6 protein-coding genes are annotated in these 12,877 nt (G+C 40.2%); 2 read left to right on the top strand and 4 right to left on the bottom strand.

Features of this window, described 5'->3' with window-relative positions; genetic code table 11:
* Nucleotides 1-12: 12 nt before the first annotated feature.
* A complete protein-coding gene (locus tag FQ608_RS03710) occupies nt 13-1,830 on the top strand; it encodes a DUF885 domain-containing protein (protein WP_158856460.1) in 1,818 nt (605 codons plus the stop codon).
* A 46-nt stretch (nt 1,831-1,876) separates the two neighbouring features.
* Here FQ608_RS03710 and FQ608_RS03705 read toward each other — a convergent pair whose 3' ends face one another.
* Nucleotides 1,877-6,892, bottom strand: a complete 5,016-nt coding sequence (locus tag FQ608_RS03705) for an adenylate/guanylate cyclase domain-containing protein (protein WP_158856459.1) — start codon at nt 6,890-6,892, stop codon at nt 1,877-1,879.
* A gap of 337 nt (nt 6,893-7,229) precedes the next feature.
* On the opposite strand from FQ608_RS03705, the gene FQ608_RS03700 reads away from it, so the two are divergent.
* Entirely contained in the window at nt 7,230-8,789 is a 1,560-nt protein-coding gene (locus FQ608_RS03700) for an SRPBCC family protein (protein ID WP_158856458.1), read from the top strand.
* 12 nt (nt 8,790-8,801) lie between these two features.
* Here FQ608_RS03700 and FQ608_RS03695 read toward each other — a convergent pair whose 3' ends face one another.
* Genes FQ608_RS03695 through FQ608_RS03685 form a run of 3 tightly spaced genes read right to left on the bottom strand, consistent with a single transcriptional unit; the run spans nt 8,802 to nt 12,464 of the window.
* Nucleotides 8,802-10,256 (bottom strand): Dyp-type peroxidase, encoded by a 1,455-nt coding sequence (locus tag FQ608_RS03695; protein ID WP_158856457.1) that lies wholly within the window; start codon nt 10,254-10,256, stop codon nt 8,802-8,804.
* Between the two features lie 9 nt (nt 10,257-10,265).
* Complete coding sequence (locus FQ608_RS03690) at nt 10,266-11,546, bottom strand: hypothetical protein (protein WP_158856456.1); 1,281 nt, start codon at nt 11,544-11,546, stop codon at nt 10,266-10,268.
* Nucleotides 11,547-11,561: 15 nt separating this feature from the next.
* Nucleotides 11,562-12,464, bottom strand: coding sequence for a patatin-like phospholipase family protein (locus FQ608_RS03685; RefSeq protein WP_158856455.1), 903 nt, complete (start codon nt 12,462-12,464; stop codon nt 11,562-11,564).
* Nucleotides 12,465-12,877: the final 413 nt, after the last annotated feature.

Genomic DNA, 12,877 nt, shown 5'->3' with positions numbered 1-12,877 from the left:
TCAACAGAATTAATGCATAAATCTTCACCTTTTATACTGCTGATAATTGCTTTCTACTTCATACAATGTGCCGGACCCGCTGAAAAGGAAGACTTGAGCAATGAATTGAATGATTGGCTTGATGTCCAATATGAAGAATTGCTCCTCCAAAGCCCGCTGCAATTAACCGTACAGGGACGCAAGGAGTTATACGATCAATTGGATGACCTAAGTGAGGAAGCTGAGAACAAAAGGTTGGCCTGGCTGGAAAATAGTGTGAATGAAATGCAGGACAAGTTTACCAAAGATCAGCTTAATCCGGAAGCTCAGAATTCATTCGCACTTTGGAAATACCAATATGAAATGGCTAAAGAGGAGGAATCGTTCAGGCAATACCCCTATGTTTTTCACCAGATGGGAGGGACACATACTGGGCTTCCAAATATGTTGATCAATTACCACAAAGTAGAAGACCCTTCAGTTATGGAAGCTCTGATTGCCCGGATAGGTGAAACGGGAAGGGCTATCCGTCAGATGCTTGAGCGGGCAAAAAAACAGGCAAATGCGGGCATAAGACCACCACGGTTTGCCTATGAGATAGTCATTCCCCAGGCAAAATCCCTGATTCAGGGAAAGCCATTTGATACGGGAGAAAAAGGGTCGCCTCTATGGAATGATGGAATGGCTAAGATTGACAGCCTAAAAGCTGCTGGAAAAATTGACGATTCCAAAGCGGCTGACTTCAGAGATGCTGTTGAACAAGCCTTAACTGAAAAATTCAAACCTGCCTACGATGAATTAGTTGCCTGGCTAGAATCCGAATTGCCGCAGTTGGAGGTAAGTCCGACTGGAGTTAGCCGGCATCCGGATGGATTGGCCTTTTATCAGCACAAGTTAAAGGCTTCTACCACCACCAACCTGACCTCAGAGGAAATCCATCAGATTGGTCTCGCCGAAGTAGACCGGATTAAAAATGAAATGCTGGCCATCAAAGAACAGGTTGGGTTTGAAGGAAGCTTGGAAGAGTTCTTCCAGTTTGTCAATACAGATGAGCAGTTTTTTTATCCCAATACGGACGAAGGTAGACAAGCCTATTTGGATGATTCTAAGGCTTTTCTTGATGCTATTACCAAACAGCTTCCCAATTATTTCGGCATACTGCCAAAGGCGGATTTACAGGTAAAGCGGGTGGAAGCATTCCGGGAGCAGGATGGAGCACCGCAGCATTATTCCAAGGGAACTCCGGACGGCTCCAGGAAGGGAACTTATTATGCCCACCTCTCTGATATGCGGGCGATGCCAAAGTCGACCATGGAGGGAGTTGCCTATCATGAAGGTAACCCCGGTCACCACATGCAGATTTCAATTGCCCAGGAATTGACTGATATCCCCAAGTTCCGCACGCAGATGGGGTTTAATGCCTATGTGGAGGGCTGGGCTCTTTATTCAGAGATACTTGCGAAGGAAATGGGAGGATATCAAAACCCATATTATGATTTTGGCAGGTTGGTCAATGAAATCTGGAGGGCAATCCGCCTTGTGGTGGATTCAGGATTACATGCCAAAGGCTGGACCGAAGCTGACGCTATTGAATATTTTACCGCCAACTCTTCCATATCCCAAGGGGCCATTAAGGCCGAGGTGCGCCGCTATATGGTTATTCCGGGACAGGCAACCGGTTATAAAATCGGCATGCTTAAGATTCAAGAACTCCGTACTATGGCCGAAAATGAATTGGGAGATCAGTTTGACATTCGTTCGTTCCACGACACGTTGCTTAACGGCGGGGCTATGCCCTTGGAAATTCTGGAAGCAAAAGTAAAACGTTGGATAGCTGAGGTGAAAGGATAAAAGTGTGATGATTTACTTGTTAGATTGCCATTTCATTTTTTAAATATCAAATTGGATTGCTCACGCCTTCAACGAAATACATGTCTACTTCGCCTTTGTTTTTGGCTTGGATTTTCCCCCTATAAGTGGCATTAAATTTGTCTTTGACAAGCTCATAGGTAACTCCCGAAATATTGATTTTTCCGGGTTCGCTACTGCTCTCCATGCGGGCGGCAAGGTTTACAGTATCTCCCCAAATGTCATAGGCAAACTTCCTTAAACCTACGATTCCCGCTACCACATTACCAGTATGTACACCAATTCGGACCTCAAAAATCGGTTTGTTAAGTGAGGCATTTTTCTTTTTGTGTTCTTCTATGAAGTCTCTAATTTCCAAAGCCGCATAGATGACATCAGTGGGATGGGTATTATTTGTGACAGGAAGACCGCCGACAGCCATGTAAGCATCGCCGATAGTCTTTATCTTTTCGATGCCATGTCGTTGGATAATCCGGTCAAATTGCTTGAAGCAATAGTCAATTTCGGCAACAAGTTCATCTGCATCCAGCCTTTCAGCGATCATCGAAAAACCTTTGAAATCAGTGAATAAAACACTGACGCTTTCATATTTTTTGGCCTGGGCTGTTCCTTTTTCCTTGAGCTCCTTGGCTATATCATAGGGTAAAATATTCAACAGCAGTTCGTCTGATTTTTCCTTTTCAATCTGAAGATCTAAGGTCCTTTCATTTACTTTGAATTCAAGATTAGCATTGTATTCCTCTAACCTTTTTTCATTGAGCCTTAGGTTTTCTTCCACAGATTTTCGGACTTCTACTTCTTGGATCAGCTCGGCATTAAGTTGGATGGTTTTGTCTAGAAGCATGGCATTTTGGAGTGCGATCGCAGTCTGCGTAGCCATTACCTGTAGTATTTCGATTCTTTCCTGCGTAAAAGCACCCGTCAACAATTTGTTTTCCAGATAGAGATAGGCAAAATCGACCCCGGCATGTTTCAAAGGTAGGCAAACGACGGATTTGATTTCATTCCTCATTATGTAATCGTCGTTGGAGAAAGGCGTTTTATGGCTCGCATCTTCCAAAACGAGTGTCTCCCCTGTTCTCATCACATAATTGACAACCGAATGGCTAATATCAATAAACTCATTATAAGGAATATACTGCATCACGTTGATCTCATTTCTGGAAACATCGACAGATGCCTTGATGACTTTAATGCCATTTTCAAAAGTTACCAAAAATGCTCTTTCCGCCCCTGCATTTTCCACAACTAGATTCATAAGGCCAGTAAGAATCTTTTCCAGAACAATCTCTCCTGAAATTAAGTTGATGGTTTTTAATATAGTTTCCAGATCAAGGCTATTCATGTTTTCCCGAATTTCCTCAGCGGATATTAAGCCAGCATATCGTTCTTTCATCTGGAGCAATTTCGCCTTTGCACCCCATTTAGCGTAAGTTTTGTATGCGTTTGTCATATAGAACTGCGCCGCCTCGGGCTGGCTTTGGGACGTGAAAAATACTGCTGCACGTTCCCAGATGATTGCTTCATCCTGAACGTATTTATGTATCCTTGCAAATCGGATTGCGTATGTATATGCTTTTGTTGCCTCATCGAATTGATTCAACAGTGAATGGTATTCTGCATTCATCAGCTCATATCGGTGACGGTAATTAACATCGGAATACTTCAACAAGCTTTTTATCAAGCGAATATTCTTCCTACAGATTTTAAGCAATTGTTTTTGTTCCCAGGATGATTTACTTGCAAAAATGGGTGTAATACATAGATTTTCATAAAAGTAAAAGAGCATCTCAGTAACTGAACCTTTGACAGGAATCAGGTATTCCTTTTCTTTTAGGCTAAATTCCCAAGCCTTTTCATGCTCATTGAATATAATTGCAAGCAATTTTTTCTGCGCATAAAGGTTGTGATAATACAGGCCAAATGCAGGTTCATTTGGGAAATCAATCTTTGTTTCATCAAATATTTCACCTTGTAATAGATCAAAGTTATTTACACCTTCTACAAGTCCCACGACTGATTGCCTAAAAAGCTCAATCCTTTTGATTTGCATAATCTGATTCAACGGTGCCACCTGCATACTCAGCAACTCACCCCTCTTTAAAACCTTATCAATAGGCTCGCCGCCATAAAGGTTCCAATAGATAATTAGCTGACCAATAATGGATGTAAACTCGAAGTCACCTGTTTCAAGTCCTTTCTTCAATGATTCTTCCAGATCAGGAATGGTATCAGCAAGACGCAGTAGCCAATGGGAAATAAACATGACATATACTTGCTTTAGCGAAACGAACTGGTCGTCATAGTTGAGTATCTCACCAAGTTTGTTTCCCAGTTGGCCCATTTTGAGCCCTTTTTCCATCTTGCCCATAAAGGCGATGTTGATATAACCAAAGACGACAAATGCAAACGGTGATTTTGGCCCCAAGCCATATTTCAATGTTAATCGTATTAGTTTAAACATGATCAGAGGAACCATGTTTGGCTCTATGAAATAAGCGGCCAAAGACATATGGTGCATGATGGACATACTTAAAATCAACTCTTCGTTGACAATTCTCGGAAGATTTTCTATTTTTTCATTTGTATAAAATGCCAATCGTCCACTGATTTTAAGGTACCCCACCAGCACATCAATCTGTGAAGGGTGGCGTTTCATATTGATATTGTAAGTTTGTAGGGCTTCGAGGCCGATATCAATTACTTTTTTTTGGTCATTACGGACATTGGCATTTTGAATCTTTAATTCGGCTAGTTTAAGTTTGTCAAGGGTAGCCGTTACAAGGGTATCCAAAAGGTTGGTGAGTTCATCAAAGCGAGCCTGCAGATTACACTGGTTTGCGGCGATGGCTGTTAGAAAATATAGGTTACAGATGAAATTCAAGTCCTTTGGCGCCGACCCATTTGGTAAAAATTGAAGCGCGTTTTCAAAATATTGTAAGGCCAGCTTATACGCGGTGGAACTTTGCGACCTTTGCCCAGCGAGTATATTAAGCTCACAGAGTTTGAGGGATTCTTCAGGGTCTGTCACAAGGTTTTTTGAAAAATTAAATTGATTGACTATATCAAAAATGTGTTCCCTAAGATCTTTCTCAGGGGTGTTTTCCAGCAAGAGTCTCCCTATGGTGAGGTGAAACTCGCTTTTTTCATTTTCCCCGTTCAGGGAATAGATCGCCTGCTGTACGCGGTCATGTACAAAATAAATATAGCCGTCACTGCTTTCAATGATTAAGTCCAGATCAAGGGCAGGCTTTAAATCCTGATAAGCTGTAGACTTCCCGACTTTCTTGATGATGGAAAGGGTACCCAAATCAAATTTATTTCCTACACAGGAAGCAAGTTTGAGCAACTCGATAGCCTCAACGGGAAGTTTATATATGATCTGAAGAAAAAGATTTACGATATCTCCCTCTACGTTATAGCCCATGATCTTCTCTGCATCCCATTTCCAACTGGAATCGGCTTTATCAAAAACTAACATTTCATTGGTATATATTGCCTTCAAAAATTGAGTGATGAATAGGGGGTTTCCACCCGATTTTTTAGCGACAATTTCCACTAATTCATCAAAGGGACGCCTTGATTTTCCAAGCGTGTCAGTAACCAACCTAAAAATATCTTCATATTTTAGATTATCCAAAAAAATTTCCTCAGGCTGTACACCCAGTTCTTCGATTTCCATTTTGAATTGAAGAAACATATGGCCGGTAGTAATTTCATTATCCCTGTAGGCACCGATTATCAAAATATTTTTTAAATCCTTATTAGTCAGTATTTCTCTTATCAAGTTGAGAGAAGAATGATCACTCCATTGAAGGTCATCAATAAAAATAACAACCGGTTTTCCGGAATCGGAAAGTACCTGAAAGAAATTACTAATCGCATAGTTGAATCTCAATTGAGCTTCCACGCCATTCAAAAGAGGCAATTTGGGCTCATTCTCAAGTAACTTGTCAAGCCCGGGTATAATGTCATATAGCACCCTTCCGATAGGATGGAGAAAACGGTGAAGTTCAGTCTTCCAATAGGCAAGATCTTGTTCATTCAATAACAATATCTGATCTACCAGCTTGCTCAAAGCCTGCGAAAACGCAAAATAGGGCACGTCAGTTTTTAGCTGATCAAACTTACCTGAAATGAAAAAGCCGCCCTGTTGGATTACTGGTCGGTAAAGCTGCTCCACAAGCACAGATTTCCCCGAACCTGAGTTTCCAAAGACAAGCAGGAGAATCTTTTCCAATTCCAGGGTCCGCTCGAATGTTTCGTGTAATTTCTTAAGGTGTGGGTCTCGTCCATACAATTGATCCGAAAACCTCAATACTCCGGATGAATCATTTGTGCCAAGTTCAAAGTTTTCTACTTCCCCAAGTCGCTTTAGTTCATTTGAGATATAGTCCAAATCAAACAAAACCCCTTCCGCAGAATGATACCTGTTTTGAATATCTTTCTCGAGCATTTTCATAATTAGATTGGAGATCGGCTTTGAACAGTCAGCGATTTCATTTGGGCTCTTTGGCGATAAGGCTATATGGGCATGTATTTTGGCAGAGCCCTCTTTGTATTCGAACGGGAGCTGATCTGTAAACAACCAATAGAATACGACGCCCAAGGAATAAATATCGGTGTAATATCCAATGTCGGCACTAATTCTTCCGGTTTGTTCAGGTGCTATAAAATCATGGTCCGCTTCTGAAAAAATCAATCTGTGCTGAAGCGCTATTCTTTTCTGTATCCGAGTTGCCAATCCAAGGCTGATGAAATAGACGGTGCCCGTTTCTTCTTCGATAAGAATATGATGTGGATTGAGGTTGAGGTGAACAAGTTGTTGCTGATGGACTTCTGACAGCCTTTTTAGGATAGAAATACAAAGTTCAATTTTTTCGTTAGTTGGAAGCAGCGATGCTTTATGTTCCTTCAAGTTGAATCCATTAATAAATTGCAGGGTGAGGTTAATTTCACTGTTGTTGTTTTCACTTGCCACTACTTTGCGAAAGCCATCAATGGACTCTCCTGCTAAGGAGGCCTCATTTAATGTTTTTGACATGGCAATTTGGGAAAGGGAGGAAATTGAAGCTGTTTTTATTATTTGGTTATGTTCAATAACCGATTCTGATTTTACAATCGAGTGAATTTTATTCGCGTACAAAACGTGCCCTTCCATTACAAAACAGTATTTGGGGTTTCTTCAACCTATTTCATTCTTAACCTGTACCGAAGAAAGCTTTAATTTGGGGATCAAGCTGCTTTTTGTTAAATATAATACATTTTTTAATATTCAAACTACATATTAATATTTTGTTTTGTAGAAACTTTACCTTATTTTTATTTTCTTTCAGTTCTTATTCCTGATAATTAATTAGGTCACCCAAAACCCCAACTTTATGTCAATGACATTAACCCAAAAAAAAATAGGACACGAATATGTTGATGCCGATGAAGATAACATCGCTGCCAAAATGGTAGATGAATTTGAGGCACAGGTGACGAGGTTGTACAAGGATAAAAAAATGCTCCGTCAGGTACATACCAAAATGCATGGCTGTGTTAAAGCAACATTTGCCGTGGAAAAGGGTTTGCCGGAGGAATTGAGAGAAGGTGTTTTCAAAAAGTCAAAAAATTATCATGCGTGGGTCCGTTTTTCGAACGGGAATACAAAACCTCAAAAAGATAGAAAAAAGGATATACGCGGAGTCGCTATCAAACTTATGGGAGTCACAGGTGAAAAAATCCTGAATGACAAACATTCATTGGAATCGCAGGATTTTTTGCTGATGAGCAGCGAAACTTTTTTTGCAAAATCAATTGGAGAGTTAAGCAAATTGTTGTCAGCAGTGACGGCTAAAAGTAAATTGAAAAAACTTTTTTATTTTTTGAATCCAATGCACCTGCCCACATTGATGAGGGTCAATAAAAGTATGATAGCTTGTGACAATCCGTTAAACATCCCTTACTGGAGTACCCAACCCTATCAATTTGGAAATATAAAAAATTCCGTAAAATACCATCTCAGACCTTCTCCAGAAAACGCTATTATAGTTGAGAATACAACTGATTATAATTATCTTAAATATAACATGGCGCAAACCCTCAATGACAATGAAGCCAAATTCGACTTTTATGTCCAGTTTCAGACTGACGCCGAGGCAATGCCAATAGAGGATCCCACAGTTGCGTGGACTTCGCAATTCGTTAAGTTGGCCACCCTTACCATCCACGCACAGGTTTTTGATTCTAATGCACAGATGGAATTTGGAGACAACCTTTCTTTCAATCCCTGGCATTCGCTTCCCGAACACCGTCCCTTAGGTAGCTTCAACAGGGTAAGAAAAAGAATCTATGAGACGATGTCTAAATTCAGGCATGACGAAAACAAACTTGCCGTTACTGAACCCATGGACAGCCCAGATTTCTTGCGGGATATTCTTATTCCTAAGCGAAAGACAGCTATTGATCAACAAGTGCCTTCCAAAAAAATCCTTCAGACGTCCGCTGAGGTAATCGTAAACTGCGACAAAGAAAAGGCCTATAAATATGTATCCAGCGTCAAGGAATTGCCCAATTGGCTGATGAAAACCGGGCCTATATATGGTATTATCAATGTCACTACCTTAAGGGGAAATTGGGAGAAAGTTGGTGATAACAGGTTGGTTAAAAGAGGAGATTCTGCCACACTGGTAGAGGAATTGATTACAGTTTCTCACTACGCACATTATGCCTATCAGACAACGGAATTCAGCGACATATTCAAGCATCTCACCAACAAAACCTACGGTCAAATGTGGTTTGATACAGTGAACGACCAAACAAGGCTACGTTGGGTATATACCTTTACTTACAGAAGTATCTTTGCTAAGTTATTCCTGATGATTTTCATCCCGCTTTTTTTGAAAAAATACCTCCAAAATGGGTTAAATAATGCGAAAGCTTATTTGGAGGATTGAAGTTTCTTTTTCTTAAATTGTGGACAGAAACCTTAAAACAGTGATAGAAGGAAAGAAGAAGTAATCGCCTCCTTTAACGGTTATCACCTGCGGTAAATCGCTAATAGTCCGACTTACAGGGAGGTCTTGTACAGTAAAATTTTGCTCCTCCCCGGCTGTCGTTTTTTCCTTTACTCCAATGATGGGGTCGGGATCGTTATAGAGTTCTTTGGTTTTCGGCAAGTTGGCCCAAGTATATTGAAGAAATTCAAATTGACGGCTGATGTCAGCATTGAAACAACAAAAAAGCAATCCAACCTCACCGTTTGGGACGTTGTTGACGGGTGATCCTTCAAAGATTTCCCCATACAGTCGAGCACGGCGGATTATCCTATGCTGATTACTCAGTTTGAGAGATTCCTTACGGCCATGGTCATCAACACTGTCTCTCGGATTCGTCCTTCTAAGGTGAGAACCAAAAGGGCATTTGAGTCCATCCTTGTCAAATTTTGCATAGCCGAAATCATTGATGTCACTAATGACTCCAGGGTCTTTATCAGGGAAAAGGGTTATTGGAGCCCCGCTTTGCCACCTTCCAATGACTTTAGCGGCAAGTTTGAGGCTTTCGGCGACATTTATACTGTGGTCCTCATTTTTTGTTTTCTCATTCATAAATGACCAAAAAGTTTTCACATTCTGCTCCAATTGCCTCATGACCATAAGTGACCCATTTCGACCGATATCTTTTAGCCCACTCCCTTCTGCATCGGGTGGAAGAAGATTCAGATTCCCCTGTTCGGCTCTGATCAGAGGTGTGTCCGGATATACACCGAAATCATTTTTGTACCCGAAAATAAACTCCCCTGCCTTGATGACATCATCCTTAGGGCCTACCCTTCCCGAACCTTCAATAATAGGCTGGGATATGCCATCCCGAAACCCAAAATGCTCTTTGTTTTCAGGTTGGGTTTGACCATCTATGAAAAGTATCTCTTCTAAGCCGTTTCCAGCAAAGTGGGCTTTCAGTAATTCATAATAATTTATGCAGACAATTTTATCTTTTTCAATATCATCATCCCCTTCTTTATCATTCCCAAAAACCATCAAACAAAGATGTATTGGCTTATTGAACGGGCCTCCCCACCTCCAATTTTCAGGCGCACTGTTTCCAAGATCACCAAGTAGCCTAGTTCTGTGTGGAGAAACCATTCCCTGTCTGAATTCACGGGAAAATGAGCCCAAATTGTCTGTTTTCAACCCAAGTTTTTCAAGACCACTATAGGTAAAAGCTATATTCAAATGGGTGCTGGAAATTTGATCTTTCTTGGGGATATGCTCAGCGGTGGTCATTGTCTTCCAAGATTTGGCCAGCCAATTTTTTGTTGCTTCGGCATCAGTTATCTGCAAATACACAAAACGCGAGTACATCATATGCGCATAGCCTCGGATCAGATAACCTTGAATATCATTAAGTTCTAGTGTTGTCATAAGGATTTTCTAAATAAGTTTGAGGAATTTGGCTGCCTGTCGCTCCGAAAGTGATTTCATAAGCTGTACACGAATCTTAGTATTGTTGTTGATGTTTTTGATGGAAAGGTGAGGATAGGCGGAGTACCAGACGTTGGTAACAAGCTCCGAGTTGCGACTCCAGGCGAGAAAATGCTCTTCATCGTAGGCTCCACCAGTCAAAAGGAAATTGGTTTTAGGAAAGACCTTTGTATTCGAGAAAATCCCTGTCAATCCCCAACCACTATTATCAATAAAATCTCCAAGATATTGTTGCCAGCTTCCATCAAAGTTGCTAAAAAACAACACCCTGCTATTTTCTTCAAACATGACCCATTTTGCGAAGTGGATGGTGGGTATTCCCATCAGTTTACCTTTGACAAAGACAAATTTGATTAAACTCTTTGAAAGGGAAAACATTGCTTTAATTGTAAAGAGACGGAATTTCCCTTCTTTCATATCCACGAGCTGGGTGAATTGGTTCTGGCTAGTAAAATCCTCGTATTTTTCCAATTCCGTCATAAATTTATCATTCAGTTGGCTCCTTTTTCGAATAAAGTTTTCATCTTTTCTTTCATAGAAAATATGTAGAACCAACACCCAAACAATAACTAAGAGCAATAAAACAATTGTTAAGGGCAATAAAACGAGAAGAACAATTCCAAGAAAAATCAGTCCCAACCAATTGACTGAAGGTATTTTGACTTTTTGATCGAGAAAAGCGAAATTTCCGTTCGAAGACACCTCATTTTTGATAGTTTGGTGAATCGCTTGGGCGGACAGGTTTCCCCAAGTTGTTGAATCAAGGTATTTTCTAATAAAATCTCTCAGGTTACTTTCATCTTTGATTTGACGCACTGTTCTCCCAGGGGCTCCAATATAGACCGCAGCGTCTTTGATGACATTATTGGTCAGGAAAGCTGTCCGGGAATCAGGGGTTCTTTTTTCAAGTATGGGGAAATTTTCACAATAAGCATATACCTTATCAAGAAGCTCGGCAGAATCAGTGCATAATTTTCTAAGAAGATCTGTTTCCTTTCCGTCATAATCCACAACAAAAAGTAATTTCGGTGTGCGCTCTACAGGGTCATTGATCCAAGATTTACCATGGTCAATGACCACCCATCTCGCAAAATGAATGATATTTAATTCCTCAAATAGGGGAGGCTTTCCCATAGCAAGACCTTCATTGATTCCTGCAAGAAGATCCAACAGTTCATCAACCTTATTCTTGATAATTGGGACAAGGATAGTGGTAGAATTTTGGCCCATAAATTACAATTTAGTTTATTTCTTTATTTTTTTTTGCAAAAATTCCTTGGTGCATTTGTTGCCTGACTCGATCAGCAATTCCATATCTGATTGTGATAAGTTGAAATTCGTAGCCGAAATACCCAATCCATCAATTCGGATGGAGCGGTTTCCTTCGGCTGTTTGAAATCCTATATCGATATTCTGAACATTTAAAAGGGTTTCAAACAATTGTTTCAAGTATGTTAAAGGCTGCGAAAATCTGAGATTGACTGTTTTGTTGATTTTTTTGTCATGTAAGTAAAATCCAATTGCTTCCTCGCACATGTAATCCGGTGCAGGGGCAAAACGCTCGTTGTCAAAGAATCCCAAAGGATAATTAAAGGCTATACCTCCATCAACATAGACATGGTCAGTTGGGTTAGCCCCGGTGAATTGCCATGCTTTGAAAAATAAAGGGATTGACATAGATGCCCTAATAGCTTCAGCCACGACTACATTTGGTGTTTTGAAAGAGGAAAATTCCTGAATGGTATTTTCGTTAAGGTCACAGGCAAAGACAAATAAATCCTTACATCCCGCATCCTCCATTTGTTTGAAAGTGACACCTGTAGGTAGGTTTTTCGGAGATTGGTCAAGGTAGCTGTGTATAAACTCCAGAATATAGTCTCCTGAATAGATTCCATACCTCTTAAAAATTCTTAGTGGGTTCCAACCGGTTTTGAATTTCTTCAAATCAAAATGGTGTTTAAGAAGGTTCTCGATTTCATCAACACCATATCCCGCACATATCATCCCGGCCAATAAAGAACCGACGGATGTACCCGCAACCCTTTCGATGCTGGAAAGTAGTCCAGCATGATCTAATTCCCGCAGGGCACCGACATAAGCAATTCCCTTTACCCCGCCGCCTTTCAGCGCTAGATTTTTGATAGCCATCGGTAGTTGCTTAAAGAATTTAGTGATGAACTCAAATTAGCCTAAAATTAGTTGAGATAAATATAACCAATTATTTCTTTGGTTTCTGATTATTTTATCAAGTATTTCTTTGCTAAAGGATGATAATAAGAACTGAAATCCGGTTATGTTTACGAGTTGATACTTGACAATGTAATAAGCCATTGTGGAAGGCCGCTTGACCACAGCTTAATATGCTTTACCTTCAATAATTTAATTTTTGAATAAAATGACAGCAGAATTCCAATTTCGTAATAGCAGAAAATTGGTACAGTAAAAGAGAAGATTCATGTATTAATGTTTTTTTCTTATTTAAGATGCCATATCCTCATTATATAAATTTCTTAAATTTTTCATAGTTGATGTAGCTGTGTTAAATTAAATTATCAAAAAGA

The sequence above is a fragment of the Lunatibacter salilacus genome (assembly GCF_009797935.1).
GTDB classification, from domain to species: domain Bacteria; phylum Bacteroidota; class Bacteroidia; order Cytophagales; family Cyclobacteriaceae; genus Lunatibacter; species Lunatibacter salilacus.
Note: the sequence above shows the minus strand (reverse complement) of the source record. Positions and strands in the feature narration are given on the sequence as shown.

Excerpts from the sequence above, each read along its gene's own strand:
- FQ608_RS03710 (WP_158856460.1), top strand. The coding sequence starts at position 13 with ATGCATAAATCTTCACCTTTTATACTGCTGATAATTGCTTTCTACTTC.
- FQ608_RS03705 (WP_158856459.1), bottom strand. The coding sequence starts at position 6,892 with ATGTCAAAAACATTAAATGAGGCCTCCTTAGCAGGAGAGTCCATTGAT.
- FQ608_RS03700 (WP_158856458.1), top strand. The coding sequence starts at position 7,230 with ATGTCAATGACATTAACCCAAAAAAAAATAGGACACGAATATGTTGAT.
- FQ608_RS03695 (WP_158856457.1), bottom strand. The coding sequence starts at position 10,256 with ATGACAACACTAGAACTTAATGATATTCAAGGTTATCTGATCCGAGGC.
- FQ608_RS03690 (WP_158856456.1), bottom strand. The coding sequence starts at position 11,546 with ATGGGCCAAAATTCTACCACTATCCTTGTCCCAATTATCAAGAATAAG.
- FQ608_RS03685 (WP_158856455.1), bottom strand. The coding sequence starts at position 12,464 with ATGGCTATCAAAAATCTAGCGCTGAAAGGCGGCGGGGTAAAGGGAATT.